At 41.4% G+C, this 21,452-nt stretch carries 15 protein-coding genes, 1 pseudogene and 2 riboswitches; of the genes and pseudogenes, 7 read left to right on the forward strand and 9 right to left on the reverse strand.

Annotated features, from left to right (window positions below):
• Window positions 1-29: 29 nt before the first annotated feature.
• The 7 genes from IEX12_RS05460 to megL form a co-directional block, all read right to left on the reverse strand.
• Entirely contained in the window at window positions 30-494 is a 465-nt protein-coding gene (locus tag IEX12_RS05460; protein WP_308777387.1) for a flavodoxin domain-containing protein, read from the reverse strand.
• On the reverse strand, window positions 495-1,541 hold the full coding sequence (locus tag IEX12_RS05465) for a ribonucleotide-diphosphate reductase subunit beta (RefSeq protein ID WP_102414395.1): 1,047 nt from the start codon (window positions 1,539-1,541) through the stop codon (window positions 495-497).
• Between the two features lie 111 nt (window positions 1,542-1,652).
• Window positions 1,653-3,941, reverse strand: coding sequence for a ribonucleoside-diphosphate reductase subunit alpha (locus IEX12_RS05470; RefSeq protein WP_102414394.1), 2,289 nt, complete (start codon window positions 3,939-3,941; stop codon window positions 1,653-1,655).
• Window positions 3,942-4,202: 261 nt separating this feature from the next.
• Window positions 4,203-4,385: riboswitch (cobalamin riboswitch) on the reverse strand.
• 506 nt (window positions 4,386-4,891) lie between these two features.
• On the reverse strand, window positions 4,892-6,316 hold the full coding sequence (locus IEX12_RS05475; protein WP_102414393.1) for an alanine/glycine:cation symporter family protein: 1,425 nt from the start codon (window positions 6,314-6,316) through the stop codon (window positions 4,892-4,894).
• Window positions 6,317-6,811: 495 nt separating this feature from the next.
• Window positions 6,812-7,324, reverse strand: coding sequence for an acyl-CoA thioesterase (locus tag IEX12_RS05480; RefSeq protein ID WP_102414392.1), 513 nt, complete (start codon window positions 7,322-7,324; stop codon window positions 6,812-6,814).
• Between the two features lie 108 nt (window positions 7,325-7,432).
• Window positions 7,433-8,875 carry a cardiolipin synthase gene (gene cls / locus IEX12_RS05485; protein WP_102414391.1) on the reverse strand — a complete coding sequence of 481 codons (1,443 nt, stop codon included), beginning with the start codon at window positions 8,873-8,875 and terminating at the stop codon, window positions 7,433-7,435.
• A gap of 209 nt (window positions 8,876-9,084) precedes the next feature.
• Window positions 9,085-10,269: a methionine gamma-lyase gene (megL, locus tag IEX12_RS05490; RefSeq protein WP_102414390.1), complete on the reverse strand. Its 1,185-nt coding sequence runs from the start codon at window positions 10,267-10,269 to the stop codon at window positions 9,085-9,087.
• Window positions 10,270-10,760: 491 nt separating this feature from the next.
• Between megL and rarD the strand changes: the two genes are divergently transcribed.
• The 5 genes and pseudogenes from rarD (at window position 10,761) to IEX12_RS05515 (ending at window position 17,114) form a co-directional block, all read left to right on the forward strand.
• Window positions 10,761-11,675 carry an EamA family transporter RarD gene (rarD, locus tag IEX12_RS05495; RefSeq protein WP_102414389.1) on the forward strand — a complete coding sequence of 305 codons (915 nt, stop codon included), beginning with the start codon at window positions 10,761-10,763 and terminating at the stop codon, window positions 11,673-11,675.
• 425 nt (window positions 11,676-12,100) lie between these two features.
• A riboswitch (SAM riboswitch) is annotated at window positions 12,101-12,217 on the forward strand.
• A 165-nt stretch (window positions 12,218-12,382) separates the two neighbouring features.
• A pseudogene (locus IEX12_RS05500) lies at window positions 12,383-14,104 on the forward strand (PLP-dependent aspartate aminotransferase family protein).
• A 32-nt stretch (window positions 14,105-14,136) separates the two neighbouring features.
• Window positions 14,137-15,138 carry a homoserine dehydrogenase gene (locus tag IEX12_RS05505; protein ID WP_155555405.1) on the forward strand — a complete coding sequence of 334 codons (1,002 nt, stop codon included), beginning with the start codon at window positions 14,137-14,139 and terminating at the stop codon, window positions 15,136-15,138.
• A 385-nt stretch (window positions 15,139-15,523) separates the two neighbouring features.
• Window positions 15,524-16,420, forward strand: a complete 897-nt coding sequence (locus tag IEX12_RS05510) for an SGNH/GDSL hydrolase family protein (protein WP_155555404.1) — start codon at window positions 15,524-15,526, stop codon at window positions 16,418-16,420.
• A gap of 55 nt (window positions 16,421-16,475) precedes the next feature.
• Window positions 16,476-17,114, forward strand: coding sequence for a YpmS family protein (locus tag IEX12_RS05515; protein WP_155555403.1), 639 nt, complete (start codon window positions 16,476-16,478; stop codon window positions 17,112-17,114).
• A gap of 54 nt (window positions 17,115-17,168) precedes the next feature.
• Here IEX12_RS05515 and IEX12_RS05520 read toward each other — a convergent pair whose 3' ends face one another.
• Window positions 17,169-18,152 carry a helix-turn-helix transcriptional regulator gene (locus IEX12_RS05520; RefSeq protein WP_188724771.1) on the reverse strand — a complete coding sequence of 328 codons (984 nt, stop codon included), beginning with the start codon at window positions 18,150-18,152 and terminating at the stop codon, window positions 17,169-17,171.
• Between the two features lie 239 nt (window positions 18,153-18,391).
• Window positions 18,392-19,021, reverse strand: coding sequence for a hypothetical protein (locus IEX12_RS05525; RefSeq protein WP_155555401.1), 630 nt, complete (start codon window positions 19,019-19,021; stop codon window positions 18,392-18,394).
• Window positions 19,022-19,494: 473 nt separating this feature from the next.
• On the opposite strand from IEX12_RS05525, the gene IEX12_RS05530 reads away from it, so the two are divergent.
• Entirely contained in the window at window positions 19,495-21,111 is a 1,617-nt protein-coding gene (locus IEX12_RS05530; protein WP_102414387.1) for an ABC-F family ATP-binding cassette domain-containing protein, read from the forward strand.
• Window positions 21,112-21,179: 68 nt separating this feature from the next.
• Window positions 21,180-21,452, forward strand: a complete 273-nt coding sequence (locus tag IEX12_RS05535; RefSeq protein WP_188724772.1) for a hypothetical protein — start codon at window positions 21,180-21,182, stop codon at window positions 21,450-21,452.

The raw sequence follows: 21,452 nt of genomic DNA on the forward strand, positions 1-21,452 counted from the left end.
CTGTTCATCTGTTCATGCTTCCGACTCGATTACCCTATTGGTTGCAACTCGTGCTCCAGCTGTTCTAAAATGCAATCGACAAATTTCCGGCATTTGCTCCAATCCTGTGATTGAGGTCTAAGTTCTACTTTCATTGTCACTGCTAAATTCGTATGGACGTACAGCATATCGCGAAATTCCTCTACCGCTCCGCAAAAATAAGGGAAGAAGCTGTCACCCGTACCAAATACACCTGTCGTTAATTGTTGTGTATCGGCTGACTCAATTTGCTCATATAGTGCAAGCATTTCTCCAGGAATGGTGCCATTTGCCCAAGTATACGTACCAATCACAATCCCATCATAATCGGTAATACAATTAAGTGGAAAATGCTTGACCGAAAAAAGGTCAACGTGAATAGAAGAGGCGGTAAATTGTTGTTGGATCATTTCCGCCAATTCTTCTGTATTACCTGTTACCGACGCGTAAACAACCGCAATTCGCAAAACTATCACCTACAATTCTTCAAACCCATTGGACTGGGTTACTTTGGAATATGTCCTTGCCTTTTGTTCAAAGAAGTCAGACTTCGTTTCATTGATCATTTCATCGCTAAATACATGGATCCATGGCATTGGATTTTTTCTTTCCTCGTAAAGATTTTTCATTCCTAATTGACGCAACCGTTTGTTGGCAAGATATTCGACATACTGATCAAATTCGGTCAAATCAATTCCTTCAATATCAGCTAAAATATGATGCGCCCATTCTTTTTCCAATTCTGTAGCATTGGTAATCGATTGATAGATATAATCAATATTTTCATCTGTATTTAACTCCGGATTTTCAGCAAGCAGGATCCGGATGAATTGGGTAATAAAGTACGTATGCTGCATTTCATCACGTTGAATATAACTAATCATCGTACTTGATTTCAACATCTTTTGCTGACGTGCCAGATTATAGAAAAAGGCAAATCCCGCATAAAAATAAATTCCTTCCAAATTGATCGAGTTCACGCCAAGTTTGAAAATATTTTCTGGTGTCGGATTATTTCTGAAGGCGTCATAGGTATTTAAAATAAGCTGATTCCGCTTTAAAACAATCGGATCACTTTTCGCTTGGTCAAAGCGTTCATTTTGCTCTTTTAGTGGTACTAACGAGCTTAAAATATACGAGTATGATTCATTGTGAACCGCTTCTTGCTGGGATATTACAGCAAAAATAGCTTTAAAACTTGAATCCGAAACATAGTCCATCACCTGATTCATTGTTGGTGTTTGCAGACTGTCCAGCATCGCCAGCTGGGTATTGACCCGTAAGAAAATATCTTGTTCATTTTGACTTAATAAATCCCATTGTTTAATATCATCCTGCATATTTATCTCCTGAGCCTTCCAGAAGTTTGACAACAATGCTTGATATAAATCGTACATCTGCGGATAAGCGATATCATTCCAGTTTAATAGCCCGGAAGATTTTCCATTAATGATACCGGTCGATTTATTAGGAAATTCCGGGTTTAATAAATTGATTCGCTTTATCGGTGTATTGACAGTCATTTATTTTATTCCTCCCCTATTTAATCAAAACATTACCGGAGTATTTACGGAAAGAAATCAGCGATAGGCCGATTTCTTCCTGTCAAATCTGCAAACAGTTAATTGCGTCTCCTAACTATGACATGCTTCACATTCTTCTATCTCCGCCTGCGAAGTGCTTCTCACATAATACGTTGTTTTCAACCCTTGCTTCCAAGCGTCCATGTGCAGATTCAACAAATCCCTTGCTTTAACATCATGCCGGACGTATAAATTAAAGCTAATCGATTGATCGACATGACGTTGTCGCGCCGCATTTTGTCTAATACTCCAGTGCTGATCCAATTCATGCCGGGATCTGCGGTAAAAGGCATATGTCGTATGATCCAAATCTGGTGCTGTAACTTTGAATTTGAAATTCTTCTTTTCCTCGGCATATTCTACAGCATAGATCGGATCAATCCCGTCTGTTGAGCCACCGATTTTCGCAGTCGATGAATTGGGTGCTACAGCCATTAGCCAACCGTTACGGATACCATGCTTTGCAACTTGTTCTCTCAGTTCCAGCCAGCGATCTTTATTGTACCCTTTCCGGTTAAAATAGGCACCCGTCTGCCATTCCGAACCTGAGAAATTACTGTATGCTCCCTTTTCTTTAGCAAGCTGCATCGATGACCTAATCGCATGATAGGCAATATTCTCGTACAATTCATCCGCATATGCTACCGCTTGATCGGATTCCCAATAAATACCTTTCAGTGCCAATAGATGATGCCAACCAAAAGTTCCCAATCCCACTGCACGGTATTTCTGGTTCGTTACTTGCGCTTGTCCAACCATAATCGTGTTCAAATCAATTACATTGTCAAGCATCCGCATTTGGATCGGAATAAGTCGATCTAATACATCTGCCTCTACTGCACGCGGAAGATTAATGGATGATAGATTACAAACAACAAAATCACCAGGTTTCCTTACAATGACAATATTTCCTTCATTATCTTGATATTCATTGGTAATCATCGTCGCGGACATATTTTGCATAATCTCCGTGCACAAATTGCTGCAGTAAATCGATGTACGACCAGCCCCACGTACATGTTTATTCGGGTTCTGCCGGTTCGCTTCATCGCGGTAAAACATGTACGGTGTACCGGTTTCGAGCTGGGCAACCATGATTCGCGCCATAATATCCATCGCCCGATACGTTTTCCGGGGGAGCAACGGATGGTTCACCGCTTCCTCGTATTTTTCGGCAAAGTATTTCTGGTCTATTTCGTCATAAAAGTCCTCTAAACCAAGTGCATTACCGAATTCATCTTTCCATCCCATTATCTGTTTCACCTGATGCGGACAAAAAGTGTGCCACTGGCCAATACTGCGGCCATTCTCATCAACTTCCTGCAGTTTTTCCATAAATAAGTCAGGAATCGCTACACCGGTAAAAATATCATGAGCTTTACGCCTTTCATCCCCATTATTCGTTTTCAGATCAAGGAAACCATTCATGATGTCCTTATGAAACACATCCAGATAAATCGCAACAGCTCCTTGACGCTGGCCAAGCTGATCAACACTGACCGCTGTATCATTCAGCAAACGGATCCAGGGAACAACACCGGATGAATTTCCTTTGAATTTTTTAATATCCGATCCAAGTGCTCGCACTTTTCCGTAATAAACACCGATCCCGCCGCCATCTTTACTAAGTCTGGCAATGTCCCAGTTATTTAAATAGATCCCATCAAGTGAGTCATCAACCGTATCAATAAAGCACGAGGAAAGCTGACCAAAGCTTTTTCCCGCGTTGGCAAGTGTTGGTGTTGCTACAGTCATATACAGGTTACTCATTGCCCAGTAAGCTTCTTTTACCAATTCCAGTCGGTTTTCCTTTGGTTCGTGCTTCATCAATGTCATGGCGATAATCATGAATCGCTCTTGCGGCAGTTCATAAATCTGATGTTCATGGTCCTTTGTTATGTAACGGTCAGCAAGCAAAAACAGGCCGATATAATTAAACAATTGATCCCGTTCAGGATCGATTTCTTTTTCCAATGCTTTGATTTCGTCTTTTTCGTAAAAACAGAGCAGATCTTCTGCATAGATTCCTTTCTCTGAAAGCGTCCTGATTAGTTGATAAAAATCGCCATATTTTATGTCTTCGTTATAGCCGCGGTTTGTGGCCGCCTGCTGATATAATTCGTTTAAATACATTCTGGCAGCAACAAAAGTCCACCCCGGCTGATCCATCGCAATATTATTCAGCGCATAGAATAATGCCTGCTGGTTTGCTTCCTCTTTTGATACGTCTAAAGCCTTTATTTGTTGTGTGATGCTTGCTGTATCCAGATGATATTTTTGTGCAGCTGCATCCAGTTCGGCAATGATGTCATCCATGACTGAAGCTGTTTGTAAACTCATTTCTTCTTCCTCCCTTTTCCGATATATGTCCAAAACAAGTGCCCGAAGTCAACCCTTACTTTTTGAACATCCTTTTCCGGGAATTAAAAATCCACCCAATATTATTTGAGTGGATGAAACGACAGCACAACTAAACGAAGGGTAACTTGTCCCTACAGAGGTTGTTCAAAAGATCCAGTAAATAAAGACACATTTATCCTCCCTTTTGAACACACACCTACAGCACCATCATCCCATCTTCTCAATCCCCGAAGAAGCTGAAATTTCACCTTATACTAGACAGGTCTCCTGACTGATGCTTCCACCTACTCCTGATTCCTTCCCGTATACCACGTACACAGTGGATCTCTTCACTTTCGTCAGCATTTACAGTTGCGGGGGCAGTTCTGGACTTTCACCAGATTCCCAATTAAGCCAAACGGCATCTTAGCCTAGGTTAAAATACTATATATAGTTTTATTGTTAATAATTAATACAATATATTGTATTAATTATGTAATACCAATACTAAATCAATTCTTCTGTTTTGGCAAGAGGTGAATTTACTTTTCCTCAGATTTATCGTCAATTCGTGGATAATGTTTCGCCAGCTTAGACGATATTTCGCTAATTTTGGATAGTTTCTTTGGAGTCAGGAAGGTATCCTGCAATTCAGGAGTTCTGAACGATTTCTCGCAGTTCCGCATGATATCCTACATTCCCGACGATCCCCGGTCTCCGGACGATTTCAAGCCGGTTCTGCACGATATCAGCGAATTCCCCGCGTTTTATCCGAAAATAAAATTACCGGGCATAGCAAAAAGCCAGTGGTCAGTATCACATTCGGCCGCTTATCCGAGAATTATTGAAAACTGCCCGCCTCCAGGCGGACAGTTTTCCTTTTAGATAAATAACCAGGCTATCGCGTTCACCAGCAAAATTAGCCAATACCTGGCGATTAACCTTTAGCCTTATTTGTCAGCGTGTTCCGCTTGCTCACGGTCCCAAAATGCAACGCCTGTATCATCTTCCAGGGTATCGCGGTAAAAGACTGGGTCTTTCCCTGCCTTACGCTGCTCTTGATAATCTTTCAGGACACGACTTGCAACTTTAAACAATCTCGTAATGGCGTAAAGGTTGATTAATGCCATGATCGCCATCGTCAGGTCTGCAAGTGCCCAGACGAGGTCGAATGTCGCAATTGCCCCAAATACGACCATTGCAAGGACGGCGATGCGGTAAATGAATAGACCTACTTTACTGTCCTTCACATAACCAATATTGTTTTCACCGTAATAATAGTTGCCTAAAATCGAACTGTAGGCAAACAAGAAGATTGCAATCGCTATAAACACTGCAGCCCAGTCGCCAATATGAATTCCAAAAGCATTTTGTGTCAATTGAATACCATCCAGCTCACTTCCCTCATAGCCCCCAGCCGAAATGATAATAAATGCTGTTGCACTACAAATGAGTATCGTATCAAAGAATACACCTAAAGCCTGAATTAATCCTTGCTTGGCCGGGTGTGTAACTTCAGCCGTTGCTGCAGCATTTGGCGCACTACCCATACCAGCCTCATTCGAGAATAAACCACGCTTAATCCCCATCATAATCGCGGCACCAAATCCGCCACCAGCCACTTCACGTATTCCAAAGGCATTTTCAATAATCAATCCAATCATATCAGGAACTGCTGTAATATTAATAATAAGTACATAAATTGCTATAAAAATGTATAAAATTGCCATTATCGGCACAATAATTTGTGTTACATTGGCAATGCTTCTCAGGCCGCCAAAGATTACAATAGCAGTTAATAAAGCCAATATAACAGCCATGTAATTTTTATTAAAATCAAATTCACCGGAGAATGCCAGACTAATCGTATTTGACTGGACAGAGTTAAAAACAAGCCCATATGTGAATGTTATCGTAATCGCAAAGACAATTGCCAGCCATCGCTTATTAAGCCCCTTCTCCATGTAATAAGCAGGCCCGCCACGATACTGATTTTTCTCTGGCACCTTATAAACTTGTGCCAATGTACTTTCTACAAAGGCAGACGCCGAACCTAGCAATGCTATCAGCCACATCCAAAAGACAGCACCAGGACCGCCAGCGGCTACCGCAGTTGCAACACCAGCAAGGTTACCTGTTCCAACCCTTGATGCAGCACTGATGGCAAAAGCCTGAAACGATGATGTACCCTTTTTTCCTTCCGCACTCACAGCCCGCTTATCAAAAATAACCCGGAACATCTCGGGAAACATTCTGAACTGAACAAAATTTGTCTTTACTGTGAACCATAGACCTAATCCAATTAAAACGATAATCAGGACATACTCCCACAATACGTCATTAACTTCCCCTACTAAATTTTCAATGAAACCCATGGTGAAATTCTCCCTTCAAATTGATGAAACCCTTTACACTATATGTATTCTTTTACATTTCCCGATATTTATATAAAAGAAACGTTTTAGAAAAGTGGAAACTTGTGTTGTACAGTCCATACTGATGTATGCAATAAGGATAAGCAGAAATCCCTAAAATAAGTGCAAGAAGGAAAATAATTCATAAGAAAAGAAGCCGTTCAAGCAGGCTCCTGTTCATATGTTATATTTAAATATTGTAGCTTATTCTTTGTTCCGAAACAAACTTTTCATTTTTCATATTTTTCGTTCGTAGTAAAGAAAGCATATATATTTTACCTGTAACAATTCATTACCAGAATGTGCCATGTCCAGCTCCAGCGCCCAGCGGCTAGTGTGCTTCCTTCACCTCCGTACGATAAGTCAACATCGGTTCGCTTCCAGCTCACCGTGTTTCCTTTATCTCCTGCGGTTCAGTCCAGCACATACGCCGCTAACCGGGCGCTTCCGCTTTTCTTAGTTCCAAGGGTAAGCTGTACCGAAATTTTTTGCCAGTTCTTTTGCATGCTGTCTTCTTTTTTTCCGCTGCGCAGCACGTTCAGGGGCAAATTGATGCAATTGTTTTTCCTGTTCGGTTTCCGGATAAACTTCCGGGACTGGAATAGGGCGTCCATTATCATCGACCGCTACAAACGTTAAAAAGGCAGTTGTACAAACGCTCCGTTCGCCTGTCAATAAATCTTCCGTAACGGCTTTAACGAATACCTCCATCGACGTATTATGTGTCCACGTGACAAAGGCCTCAACACAAATGGAGTCTCCTTCTTTGACAGGCTCGAGAAAATCCACGGAATCAGTTGAAGCCGTAACAACCGGCAGCCGTGCATGTCTGATAGCCGCAAGCGCTGCTACATCATCGATATGCGCCATTAATTTTCCACCAAACAATGTACCATGGTTGTTCGTATCCGGTGGTAAAACGTGTGATGTTTTAACTGCTAATGAATTTGAACATGGTTTTCTGTCCATTTTACTACCTCTCCTCCTATTGAATTCATGCTAAGAAATATTTTACTGTCGGGAATTATTGGTAATGTACTACTCTCCAACACACGAAACGCTAACAGTTCCTCCTTATTACAAAATCGGTGACAATAACCGGGATAGTGATTCTTTAAAACGGATTCCCAACGAGCGTTTTTCATACAATTTTTTGGTCATTTGCGTTGACAGGGAAATATCATGTTGAAATGCCTCGACCAATTTTTCGGCAATTACCGCATCATATAAAAATGCATTCACTTCAAAATTCAGGCGAAAACTGCGTACATCAATGTTAGCCGTTCCCACAGAAGCAATTTTGCCATCGACAATAATTGTTTTCGCGTGTAAAAAACCATTTTGATAAATGTAAACCTCTGCACCAGCATTTAATAAATCGCCAACATAGGACAGTGTTGCCCAATAAACAAATGGATGATCCGGTTTATTTGGTATCATAACCTTAATATTCACACCAGATAAAGCTGCTATTCTTAGAGCATCACGCAGACTTTCATCGGGAATAAAGTACGGTGTTTGCACATAAACATACTCCTTTGCCGATAAAATCATTTTGATGTACCCATTTTTTATTTGTTCCCATTCCGAATCAGGCCCGCTGGAAACGATCTGAATTCCAACATCCCCCTCCGGAACGGCCGCATAATAGCGATCTTCATACAAAATATCATTTCGTGATGCCTGGTTCCAATCAAGGATAAAACGGGTTTGCATATTCGTAACCGCATCACCAACAACCCGCAAATGATTATCCCGCCAATAGCCAAACTTTTTAGCCTTCCCAAGGTATTCATCACCAATATTAAAGCCACCAATATAGCCAATCCGGCCATCAATGATTGCCAGTTTCCGGTGGTTACGGTAGTTAATTTTAAAGTTTACCTTAGGAATCTTTGGCGGGAAGAATGCTTCGATCTGACCTCCCGCACGCCGAATCCGCTTAATAAATTTTCTGCTTAATGATCGCGAGCCCATATCATCATAAAGAACACGTACCTCCACACCTTCATTGGCCTTTTTAACTAAACAATCCGCAATCTGTTTACCTAGCTGATCGTAGCGAATAATATAGTAAAGCAAATGAATATGGTCAGTTGCTTGCTCCAGGTCCTTGATTAGGGCAGCAAACTTTTCCTTGCCATCGGTATATATATCTACCCGATTATCCTGGGTGAAAATTGCATCATTGTTTCGTAAATGTAAAAAGTACAGATCTTTATAGGCAGCAATATCAGGATGCTTGAACACAAACCGGTCCTCTTCCAGTGCCCGCATTTGCGCCTGTACCGCTTTTTTAACTCCAAGCCTGCTTTTCGTATCCCACGTAAATATCCGCTGTCTGCTTAAATTTTTGCCAAATATTAAATATAAAAAGAAACCGGCAATCGGAATAAATAACAAGACCATCAGCCATGCCCATGTAGACTGCGGATCCTTACGTTCAAGGAAAATAATCGTAAAAGCAAGTGCAATGTTGAAAATGATTATAAAACCTAAAAAATAGGGAATGAAAACCATGGAGATCCTCCCTTCGCCAACACACCAGGTACTTCCTGTTAATTAATACGGATTAATCCAGTAAAAAGCTTCAGCTAAGTTATTATTGTATACTAGTATTGGCAAAAAACAAGCATGGAAAAAAAAGCCACTCCATATTGTATCGCAAAAAGCCGTACCACTTAAAGAGCAGTACGACTTACAAGGTCATTTTCCATTATCCGCGTTCCCTACATTTTATCCAGCGCCTGTTCCAAATCATGCCAAATATCTTCCCATGCTTCCAATCCGACTGATAAGCGAATGAGTTGATCGGTTATTCCCATTTTCAGTCTCGACGTTTCCGGGATAACCGCATGGGTCATGGTTGCTGGATGCTCGATTAACGTCTCGGCGTCTCCAAGGCTAACCGCAATTTTCAAAAACGACAATGCATTTAACAGCGCCTGTGCATCCTGTTTCGTTCCGTTGATTTCAAACGAAATAACACCACCGCCACGTTTCATCTGCTTTTCCCTAATCAGATAATCCGGATGGGCTTCGTCGTCAGGATAATATACGTTTGCCACTTTCGGGTGATTCCGCAGCTTCACAAAAATTTTCTCGGCATTATCACAGTGCCGGTCAAGACGGATCGGCAACGTCTTTAAACCCCTGATTAAGAGCCATGCATCAAATGGGGAAATAATCCCGCCGATATCCTTCTGGGTCGTCATTTGCACCGAATCCAAAAATTCCTTTTTCCCGACAGCAAGACCTGCCACGACATCTCCATGCCCACCGATATATTTTGTTGCACTATGAATGACAACATCACACCCCAAATCAAGCGGTCGTTGCAAGTATGGTGAGGAAAATGTATTATCCACCACAACTGGGACATTAAATTCCTTGGCAACATTCGCAACCATTTCCAGGTCAATCAGCTTCATCGTCGGATTGATCGGTGTTTCCACATAAATACACGCGGTCTCCGGTTTGATTATGGCACGAAGCTTTTCAGTGGATTCCATCCCTGAAAAATCATGTGTTATATGGTACTTTTCTTCCATCATGGCCAAAAGCCCAAACGTACACCCGTACAATCCGGATGAGCAGACAATATGGTCGTGCGCCTTCGTCAGCGCCACTAATACGGCGGATACTGCAGCCATGCCAGAACCAAATGCGAGTCCCCGCTCGCCATTTTCGAGGGCGGCAATTCGCTCTTCCAAAACACTCACCGTCGGATTTCCCAAACGTGAGTAAATAAACCCTGCTTCATCCCCTGCAAATCTCCGTTCACCCTGTTCTGCTGTTTCAAATGTAAATGTCGACGTTTGAAATAATGGTGTTGTTAAACTGTCTAACATGTCTTTTGCATCGTAACCTTCATGAATGACCGACGTTTCAAAATGCTTATATTTCCCTGCCATCCTGCCCTCTCCCCTTTTTAACCTTTTATTTGTCTACTTCTATGATAGCGGAAATGAGCTGATATTGAAAGCGTTCTCGGGATTATTAAAAACACCAAGAACCTCTGTCATTAACAAGCCAGAATGCCGTCTTTATCCATGTTACGGATACTTCATTTTTTATAGGCAAGATCATTGCGTTTTTTAAATCAACATTCTAAAATTGTCTTACTTTGATTTGCAAAAATTCCGTTTGCCAGGTGTTCAAAAAGTCATCAAATGATAAACGAAAAGTGTAGAGTTAGCGATAGGGGAGCCTTATTAAAACCGCCATTCAACCGCCAACAAGAGAAGTTGGCAAGCCCTGTAAAGCCCCGTTCCTCAAAAGCGTCATCGTCTCGTCATTCTTGCAACGCATGGTGTTAATATCGATGCTGGCTATTAACGTGGTACTGTTGTTCTCATTTGGTGATCTTTGACTACGTACTTTAACAGATTGAGAGGGAAACAATATGAACCAAACGGATAAGAAACTTGGAATTATCTATACTGCTTTTGCCTATTTGCTCTGGGGATTCCTGCCAATTTACTGGAAGCTGGTCGACAATGTTCCTGCTGGCGTCATTCTTGCCCATCGAATTGTTTGGTCATTTGTTTTTATGATTGCGGTCATTCTCTCTGTTCGCAAATGGCCCGGATTTATTCAGGAATGTAAAGCAATTTTTAAGGATAAAAAGAAATTGTTCGGTATCACGACTGCATCGATCGTGATTAGTATCAATTGGCTTACCTATATTTGGGCTGTCAACAACGGCCATGTCATTCAGGCAAGTCTGGGGTATTATATTAATCCGCTAATCAGTATTTTGCTGGGAATTATTATCTTAAAAGAACGATTAACACGAAGACAGCTATTGTCATTTCTCGTTGCAGCCATCGGGGTCATTAATCTTGCTGTCAGCTATGGAGTATTCCCATGGATCTCCTTATTGCTGGCGATTAGCTTCGGACTGTATGGGTTATTGAAAAAAACTGTTGATATCGGTGCAATGTTCGGTTTGGCAATTGAAACGATGATCGTAACCCCGATTGCCCTTATTTATTTGATCGCGATACCGAATCATGTGTTAACGATGGATAGTCTTTTCACCAGTACTTCGCTCCTGTTGATTGGTGCCGGAGTTGCAACAGCTGTTCCGCTATTGTTATTTGCAAGCGGCGCAAAACAAATTCCGTTATCAATGGTTGGCTTTCTGCAATACATTGCCCCAACCATTATGCTGCTATTGGGTGTGTTTCTTTATCATGAAACATTTTCACGTGCCCATCTCGTATCGTTTTCGCTAATTTGGATTGCACTAATTATTTATATGAGCTCTGCACAGCGGCGCCCGTTAAAACGCGTGGAGAAACGAATGTCTAGTTGAGGAAGGTCAGCGGATCGTTCTTGGCAGTGGATGGACGGAGCATCGCGCACCGGCTGATGTTTCTGCTCTCCGGTTGATGTTCCGGCCCTCCCGCTGATGTTTCCGCTCTCAGGCCGATGTTTCTGCCCTCCCGCTGATGTTTCCCGCCCTCCCGCTGATATTTCTGCTCTCCGGTTGATGTTTCTGCTCTCCCGCTGATGTTCCTGCCCTCCGGTTGATGCTTCCGCCCTCCCGCTGATATTTCTGCTTTCCGGCTGATGTTTCCAGGCTCCGGCTGATATTTTTGCTTTCCGGCTGATGTTTCTCCCCCAAGTCCCTGCATTCTTGCAATCCCGTACCCTAAAAAAATAATTTAAAAAAACAGTTGACTTATACACAAAGTCAGGTATATAATTCTTGTTAAATTAAATTTTCCAAACTTTAATCTCTTATCAAGAGTGGTGGAGGGAATAGGCCCTGTGAAGCCCGGCAACCATCAGACTGGACATCAGATCTGAAAGGTGCTACATCCTACAGGTCAATTACGATCTGGAAGATAAGAGGAGGAACGTTGATGATACGCCCTCTTCTTAAGGAAGGGGGCTTTTTATTTTCCCCTCTCTCTATCCTTATTTGACCGAAGCTTTCGACTATTAAAAGAGACGTTCAAAAAGTCACCAGTTGAAACGGCGACTTTTTGAACACAAATTAAAAAGGAGGAGTTTTTCATGACAAATTTTCATTTTCACGATCAGGAAACCCTATTACTTCACGGAGGACAGGAACCAGACCCAACAACCGGGTCTCGGGCAGTACCAATTTACCAAACTACTTCCTATGTGTTCCGCGACACGGAGCATGCACAAAACTTATTCGCCCTGCAAGAGCCAGGCAACATTTATACACGAATCGGCAATCCCACGGTCGCTGTTCTTGAGGAGCGTTTAGCACAGCTGGAGGACGGGGTTGCTGCTGTTGCCACATCATCCGGTATGTCGGCTATCACACTAGCCATACTTAACCTGGCAGGTGCAGGGGATGAGATTATTGCCGACAGCAACCTGTACGGCGGAACATACAACCTGTTTGCCATTACACTGCCACGGTATGGGATAAATGTCAAATTCGTTGACGGCACAAACCTCGAGGCGATTCGAGCTGCCATCACTCCGAAAACGAAAGCAATATATGGTGAAATTATTACTAATCCAAGTCTTAATGTTCTCGATGTCGAAGGGATTGCAGCAATCGCCCACGGCAACAACATTCCATTAATTGTCGATAATACATTTGCAACACCATACAGTGCCAAACCATTAACGTGGGGAGCAGACATTGTCATCCATTCTGCCACGAAATGGATTGGTGGGCATGGCAACTCAATTGGTGGAATTGTTGTTGATGGCGGACGGTTTAACTGAGATAATGAAAAATTCCCTGGCTTTACCGAACCAGATGAAAGCTATCATGGGATACGCTATGCCGATCTTGGCCCAGCCGCTTTTGCCACAAAGTTACGCGTACAGCTTTTGCGCGATATCGGAGCATGCCTGAGCCCGCAAAATGCCTTTCTGCTTCTGCAAGGACTGGAAACGTTGCATTTGCGGGTGGAACGTCATAATCAAAATGCAGAAGAGGTTGCCGCATATTTAAACAATCACCCAGCTGTAGAATGGATTAATTATCCAGGATTGAAGGATCATCCAGCACACGTCTTAGCAACCAAGTATTTACAAAACGGTTTTGGCTCCATTATTACATTTGGTATAAAGGGCGGCCGTGAAGCGGGAAGAAAATTAATCGACAATATTTCGATATGGTCACATGTTGCCAATGTTGGTGATGCAAAATCGCTGATTATCAATCCGGCATCCACCACACACCAGCAATTAAGTCCGGAAGATTTACAAAAAAGTGGTGTATCAGAAGAACTGGTTCGCCTGTCAATTGGAATTGAGCGTGTTCATGATATTTTAGTTGACCTGGACCAAGCTATTGCCAAGGCAACCAATTCTAAAGCCTCATTCCAAACAACAAACGAGGACGCTGTCAAATGGCTGCTTTCTTCACCATTTGACCGGACAGGTGGCAATGTAAGACAAAAGGCAATCGCTGTCATCAGCAAGGAAAATGACTCAGGGCTGCAAACGGATAAATTAAAACGACTCGGATATCAAATTGTAACGGTAAATGACGATGAGCAGTTGAATGATCTGCCATTTACGATTGATGCCGTTTGGCTGGAAGAAGGATCTGTACCTGCAAGCTTCATCGAGCAGTTTATCAATAAGCAAGGCAAAATTTTATGGATTGAAAAGCCTAATGTTACGGATCAAACATTGGAACATGCCGAGGCAGCAGGTATTAAGGTGATTACAGGAGTAAAACCTTATGACGAATTTGCCCGCCTCCGCAGTAAAAAACCTGAGCAAACGACTGTTCAAGTTTAAGGGTGATAAAGCACAAGGGAGGTATTCCGATTATGAAGACACTGTCCGTAGCAATACTTGGTTTTGGAACGGTTGGAAGCGGGGTTTATGAAACGATCCAGAGACATCAAAACCGCTTGCAAAAAATAACCGGTTTTCCGATTTCTGTATCAGCTATTTTGGTAGAACACCCGGAAAAGCATCAAAATAAAGCCGGTGATGCGATAATTACGGCGGATATCGATAAGATTGCATCAAATCCGGCCATTGATGTTGTTTTTGAAGCAATTGTCGGGCGGGAACCAGCTTTTACCTACCTGAAACACTGCATAGAAAAAGGAAAACATATCATTACGGCGAATAAAGAAATGTTCGCTTTTCATGGAAAAGAATTAACAGAACTTGCCGCCCGAAATCAGGTAACGATTGGATTTGAAGCAACAACAGCCGGAGGAATTCCGATTATTCAAACCGTCAAAAGGCTGTTAAATGTGAATCAAATTGACAAGTTGCAAGCAATCCTTAATGGTACTTCAAATTATATATTGACGAAAATGAGGGAAGAGAAGGCAACTTTTTCCCACGCATTAAAAGAAGCACAGCAACTGGGCTATGCAGAGGCTGACCCAACGAATGATATTGAGGGCTACGATGCTTTTTATAAGCTGATGATTTTAAGTGAGCTTATTTTTGCCAAACAGCCGGTATGGAAGAAGGTTAGACGAACTGGCATTACAGGAATCACACCAGAAATGCACATAGAAGAGGCGCATGCTAATAGACGTATTAAACATATTGCAGAAATTACCTTTACGAATGATACTATTTCGGCAAGCATAGAGCCTGTAGCCGTCCCGGAAACCCATCCATTATATGCAATCGACGGTGTCAGCAATGCCATTCATCTGCAAGCGGATATTCTCGGCCCATTAACACTGGTTGGCCCTGGCGCGGGTTCTCTCCCGACAGCCAGTGCCATGATCGAGGATTTTTGCCACATATGGGGACATCCGGAAGTGCCAGCATCGCCGGTGGCTGCATTAGCTTTTCCGTAGAATTTTATCACGTATTAATGGGCTTTAATACCTCCGTCCTTAGCGTGAGTAAACCAAAAACGAAGAAGGTGGGGAGGAAAACCGTCACGTCCGAATACCTTCGCCTGCACTAGCACGTCCTGTGCGTCGGAATCCCCCCACTGAATGAAGTTTCACTTTACCATGGGCTGTCCCCATTCATCAATGGACAGCCTCCTTCTCTTTCCACGACAATTTCTCAATTTCATTACAAATTTATAACAAAAAAAATGAACGAATAAAACATGATATACTTGCCAATGAAAACGGGTATACATATACTATTGGAACAACAGTTATATTTTTATAGATAGATAAATTCCCTGCACAGGACAACAAGAATTTTTTCCATATAGGTGTGATGGACATGAGGCGAAAAATGGCATTTATTTTGATTATAATACTAGTTTTTACTGGCATTGGAGTTTTTTTCATTTTTACCAGTTCGGATACAGAAGTACAGGAGACCTTTAAAAGCGTGCCATCTGTGCAAGAAGCAACCGATGATAACAACAAGACGGGCGAGCCAAAACAGGAACAGGAGAAAAGGGAAGAATCTGAAAATGATGATGCTAAAACACATGTTAAAACGTTCGTGGAGGATGCGGTACAAAGCACAATTGATTACTTTACAAACAAGGAAGCACACATTGTCGCAATTGGGGATTCTTTAACACAAGGAGTCGGTGATTCGTCTGGAGAAGGCGGTTATGTCGGAATCCTCGACAATACGATAAATAAAAGAACGCATCTGGCAGAGTTTGAGAATTACGGTAAGCGTGGGAATCGATCCGACCAGTTGCTTAAGCGTCTTGGCAATCCGCAAATTGTCCAATCCATTAAAGAATCCGATATTGTCATCATCACAATTGGGGCAAATGACATCATGAAAGTACTCAAGGAAAATTTCACTAGTTTATCTTACAATGACTTTGCCAAGGAACGCGATGATTATAAAAACCGGTTAACCAAAATTTTTGATAAAATAAACGAATTAAACCCAAAAACCAAAATTTACCTGATCGGTTTTTATAACCCGTTTGAAAAGTATTTCCCGGAGATAAAAGAACTCGGTATTATTGTTAAGGACTGGAATACGATCGGAAAAAATGTCACAAGTGGGTATGAAAATGCTGCATTTATACCGACAATAGATTTATTAGCAGATACTAATGTTGATTTATATGCCGAGGATAATTTCCATCCAAACACCCTTGGCTATCAGCGCATCGCCAAGCGGGTATTGGAATATTTGACAGAGTAAAGGAATGGTAACCAATACTTCTTGATTACTATCTGGATAAAGGGGGGAAGGTAGTATGTCAGAACCAAGGAAAAGCAGGCAATCACGAAATAAGTGGAAGCGATTATTTTATGGCTTGCTTTCCCTTAATGTGCTCATTGTTATCATGCTGATTCTATTTATTTTTTGGCCTGTTTCCGATACAGCCGTTCCAGAACCGGACAGCAAAAATGCACAAGAAGGCTCTGAATTTATCGTACGTACAACGAAACAGAACCTAAACGATTTAGTCAATGCTTATATTGATAAACTATTAAACGATTCCAAGCATCATTACCGGGTTTCACTTGAAGATGATGTCCATTTAATTGGTGAGCTGCCGGTATTTTCGACAACTGTGCCATTATCCGTTCATCTCGAACCAATTGTCCAGGATGATGGGAATGTCGTTCTCAAGCAGAAATCGATTTCTGTCGGATTGCTGGAACTGCCAAATCGGAAAATAATGGAATACATGAAAAAGTATTTGCCAATGCCTGACTGGGTAACCATTGACCCAAAGAATGAGGAAATTTATGTAGCTGTAAAGGACATGGAAATCAAAAGTAATTTCCAGGTAAGTATTGATCGGTTTGATTTGGAAGCAAATGACATAGCGTTTAAGATTGAAATCCCTTATGAGACATTAGGGATTGAGTTAGCAAAACTTTACTAGCACTTGTTAAAAGACGGGACTTTTCAAAAATCCCCGTCTTTCCTTTTGTTCTCCTTAATCTTCGTATACATCCTGCATCTGCCTGATTTTATCCTTCACCCTTTCCACAAGATAATCCGGTGATAACACTTTTGCTTGATGCCCCCATGTAAGTATCCAGTTAAGCAACCCATCCGATAATTTTGCTTTCGTTGTCAGGACAAAATAGTCTTCATCAATCTGCTTAATATCTGCCTCATGCCCGAAGCGATCCAATACGACATTTACCAGATTCATATGAAAACGAACCTTGATCCATATTTCATCACCGGCAAACATATGAAAGCTTTGATTCACATAATCATTCAGCTGAAAATCCTTTTTCGTAAAGGTTTGTTCGGTTATGGAGATGTTGCGGATACGGTCAAGTCGGTAATGGCGGATTTCATCTGTTTCCTGAAACAAACCAATTAAGTAGTAATAATCGTTTTGCCAGATTAAGGCATATGGTGCAACATGATAAATGGCACCGTCACGATGATAAACAAACTCCTTGTTGACATTGAACTTGCCATATTGATATGTAAGTACTTTTCTCTCAGCAATTGCCCGATGAACACAATCGATATTAAGCTTGACTAACTCATAATTCGTATTGGCTGATTGACTGAATAAAATCGGCTCAGGCAATGTTTTGGCAGTATGCTTGCTTGTCAGTTGTTTCACTTTGTTAATTAATTGTTTTTTTTCATTCGTTGTGATAAAGCGGGCAGATAGCACTGCATCAATGATTAACCGCAATTGATAGGTTTCGAACAGTCGCGCCTGATGACTGAAAAATGTTTTGCCAAACTTGCCGGTATTACGGACAATTTCAAAGTCCATATCATCAAGCGTTTGCAAATCACGTTTAATCGTACGGCTATCATAGGTAGCATCATTCATGATCTCCTTTAACCGCTCCTGTAGTTCATCGATTCCAAGCTCATGAAAATCATCGGTCTCATTAAATAAAATTTCCTTAATTTTAAGTAAGCGATAATTGCTTGTCCGCTCCATTTTGTTTACCTCCTTTTAATTGTTAAAAAAAGCTGCCAGATTAATCCTGAAGGTTAAGTCGGCCGATATCGATCAGTAGACACAAGTAAGGCGTCTGAGGTTGACCGCTAATCATTTGGCTATATTTTTAAAGATAAGAAAGGATATAAATTCAAGTTCTATTCTGCTCGCAATAGGATCCCTAAACAGCTCCCACATCCTCTATAAAAAAGGAACCATCGACAAATGTGAATGGCTCCCTACCTGATGACAAACTGTTTAACTTTCTCTGATAATGTATAAATAAATGATTGCTTTGATAATGTTTGTTCGCCTTTTACCAATTTGTGCTCGGCTTGCTTCATACACTGCTGATAATCTCCAAGCCGCCCCCGGTAAATCAGGTTTAGCCCTATATGATTACGGATGTCTGCCGGTGTGACGAAACAAGGCGGTTTTTTAACATCAAATGATTCTGTTTCCCGTAAAACCGTCGCAACAAATTGAGAGCAAAACAAGGCGTGTTCCCGTTCAATCTCAATTCGGAGTAAAACCCCGATCAGACCAAGAAAATTATACTTATAGTCATGCTTTCGTGCTTCAATTTCTTTGATTTTTCGAAGCACTTTTTCACAATCCGCCTCGGATAAACGATACGAATAGATGGCACAGGCTGACTCTTTCAGAAAGTCACTGCGTATATCTTCTCTGACAAATCCGCCGATAAATGGATTTCTAGGCCTTTTTCTTCCAAAGCTGTAAACCTCCTTTAGCTCATGGTCAAAAGCTATGGAAACATGGTTCAAGGATTGCTTTGTACAATAATTGATTGCCTTGGCTAAGTATGTGCCCGTGTCAGTAAAGAGGAAATAGATCGTTTTCTCCCCCATAATGTCCCCTCCATTAAGCTTCCTAGGGTATAATGACTGTATATGCTAATCACAAAACAAAAATCACGTTGCTTCATTGTTACATATTTTCCTGTAAAAATATAGTCCTTTCATAAAAAAATTAATGAAAATAAACACTACCTAAAACTTTACCGAAAAAGCCGAAAATATACAAGCTGATTTTTGCTATTTTGTGAATGTTTTCCTGATTAGGTTTACAATTTACATTGCTTTTTCTATTATATGCACATTTAAGATTGACGAAACCCTGTAAATCCCTTAAGCTAGCCATGATTACTTTTTTTTACTTTAAGTGCGTGTTCAAAAAGTCGCCGCTTATCATTTGGTGACTTTTTGAACATCCTCTTTAAGAAAGTTTACGTTTTTATAATATTAAAGTATAAGAAAAACTTCGGCACCCACGATTAAGGACGAGGCGGATGCCGAGTTTTTCTAAGGAGGATATGAAACAAATGGTAACTGTTACAAATATCAGTTTGCGATATGGTGATAAAAAATTATTTGAAGATGTAAATTTAAAATTTACCCATGGCAACTGTTATGGAGTGATCGGTGCGAATGGTGCCGGCAAGTCCACCTTCCTGAAAGTATTATCCGGTGAAGTGGAAGCCCAATCCGGCAATGTTTCGCTGTCTCCGGGTGAGCGGATGGCTGTATTAAAACAGGATCATTTCGCCTATGAGGACTATCAAGTTATCGATACTGTTCTAATGGGGCACGAGCGTTTATACAAGGTAAAACAGGAAAAAGACGCTATTTACATGAAAACAGATTTTTCCGAGGAAGATGGAATGCGTGCAGCAGAGCTTGAGGGTGAATTTGCCGAAATGAATGGCTGGGAGGCTGAATCAGACGCTGCGATCCTGCTTAAGGGATTAGGTATTGATGAATCACTTCACACAACAAAAATGGCTGATTTAGCTGGTGATCAGAAGGTTAAGGTATTGCTCGCCCAAGCATTATTCGGAAATCCGGACATTTTATTGCTTGATGAGCCGACAAACGGTTTGGATATCCAAGCCATTCAATGGTTGGAGGAATTCCTGATTAACTTTGAAAATACCGTTATCGTTGTTTCTCACGACCGGCATTTTTTAAACAAAGTGTGTACCCATATTGCCGATGTCGACTACGGCAAAATTCAGATCTATATTGGCAACTACGACTTCTGGTACGAATCAAGCCAGCTTGCATTAAAGATGGCACAGGAGGCGAACAAGAAAAAAGAGGAGAAGATCAAGGAATTACAATCATTCATTGCCCGATTTAGCGCGAATGCTTCCAAATCCAAACAAGCGACATCACGGAAAAAGCTGCTGGAAACTATTACATTGGATGACATTAAACCATCATCCCGCAAATATCCATATATTGCTTTTACACCGGGTCGTGAAATCGGCAATGATTTACTCCGTGTAGAAGGTTTGACCAAAACGGTTGGCGGTAAAAAAGTATTGGATAACGTTAGTTTTACGATCAACAAAGATGACAAAGTCGCTTTTGTCGGGAAAAATGATATCGCCAAGACAACCTTATTTAAAATTCTTATGGGAGAAATGGAGCCTGACACTGGTACGTATAAATGGGGTGTCACCACTTCCCAATCCTATTTTCCAAAGGACAACTCGGAGTACTTCGAAAACAATGATCTGCCACTAGTGGACTGGTTACGGCAATATTCACCGGAGGACGAAACTGAAACATTTTTACGCGGCTTTCTTGGACGAATGCTATTCTCGGGAGAAGAAGCATTAAAGAAAGCAAGTGTATTATCCGGTGGCGAAAAGGTCCGTTGCATGCTGTCAAAAATGATGCTCAGCCATGCCAATGTTTTACTGCTTGATGAACCGACGAACCACTTGGATTTGGAGTCGATTACCGCTTTAAATAATGGATTAATCAAGTTTAAAGGATCCATTCTCTTTACATCGCATGATCATCAGTTCATCCAAAGTATTGCCAATCGCTTGATTGAGCTTACACCAAATGGAATCATCGATAAAGAGATGAGCTATGATGAGTATGTACAGGATCAGAGGCTGCAGAAGGAAATTGCGGCAATGTATTAATGGAAATGCCTCCTTGATTGAGAGGCATTTTTTATTTATTGCATATTCCGGGCTAGACTATATGAAAGATGTTGAGGGACGTATTTGGTGTTTCGGGTTTTACTGCCGACGTTGCTGAGCGTTTTACTGTTGATGTTCTGCTTTTTGCTATCGATGTTGCGCGTTTTACTGTTGATGTTCTGCTTTTTGCTATCGATGTTGCGCGTTCTACTGTTGATGTTCTGCTTTTTGCTATCGATGTTGCGCGTTCTACTGTTGATGTTCTGCTTTTTGCTATCGATGTTGCGCGTTCTACTGTTGATGCTTCGTACTCTCCCCCTGATATTCCATGGGCATTTTGA

It is taken from the genome of Lentibacillus populi (assembly GCA_014642895.1).
In the GTDB taxonomy this organism is placed as follows: Bacteria; Bacillota; Bacilli; order Bacillales; family Amphibacillaceae; genus Lentibacillus_C; species Lentibacillus_C populi.

Coding starts and splice junctions, on each gene's coding strand:
- IEX12_RS05535 (WP_188724772.1), top strand. CDS start 21,180: ATGTTGAGGGACGTATTTGGTGTTTCGGGTTTTACTGCCGACGTTGCT.
- IEX12_RS05465 (WP_102414395.1), bottom strand. CDS start 1,541: ATGACTGTCAATACACCGATAAAGCGAATCAATTTATTAAACCCGGAA.
- IEX12_RS05530 (WP_102414387.1), top strand. CDS start 19,495: ATGGTAACTGTTACAAATATCAGTTTGCGATATGGTGATAAAAAATTA.
- IEX12_RS05510 (WP_155555404.1), top strand. CDS start 15,524: ATGAGGCGAAAAATGGCATTTATTTTGATTATAATACTAGTTTTTACT.
- IEX12_RS05520 (WP_188724771.1), bottom strand. CDS start 18,152: ATGGAGCGGACAAGCAATTATCGCTTACTTAAAATTAAGGAAATTTTA.
- IEX12_RS05475 (WP_102414393.1), bottom strand. CDS start 6,316: ATGGGTTTCATTGAAAATTTAGTAGGGGAAGTTAATGACGTATTGTGG.
- cls (WP_102414391.1), bottom strand. CDS start 8,875: ATGGTTTTCATTCCCTATTTTTTAGGTTTTATAATCATTTTCAACATT.
- IEX12_RS05525 (WP_155555401.1), bottom strand. CDS start 19,021: ATGGGGGAGAAAACGATCTATTTCCTCTTTACTGACACGGGCACATAC.
- IEX12_RS05480 (WP_102414392.1), bottom strand. CDS start 7,324: ATGGACAGAAAACCATGTTCAAATTCATTAGCAGTTAAAACATCACAC.
- IEX12_RS05470 (WP_102414394.1), bottom strand. CDS start 3,941: ATGAGTTTACAAACAGCTTCAGTCATGGATGACATCATTGCCGAACTG.
- IEX12_RS05515 (WP_155555403.1), top strand. CDS start 16,476: ATGTCAGAACCAAGGAAAAGCAGGCAATCACGAAATAAGTGGAAGCGA.
- megL (WP_102414390.1), bottom strand. CDS start 10,269: ATGGCAGGGAAATATAAGCATTTTGAAACGTCGGTCATTCATGAAGGT.
- rarD (WP_102414389.1), top strand. CDS start 10,761: ATGAACCAAACGGATAAGAAACTTGGAATTATCTATACTGCTTTTGCC.
- IEX12_RS05505 (WP_155555405.1), top strand. CDS start 14,137: ATGAAGACACTGTCCGTAGCAATACTTGGTTTTGGAACGGTTGGAAGC.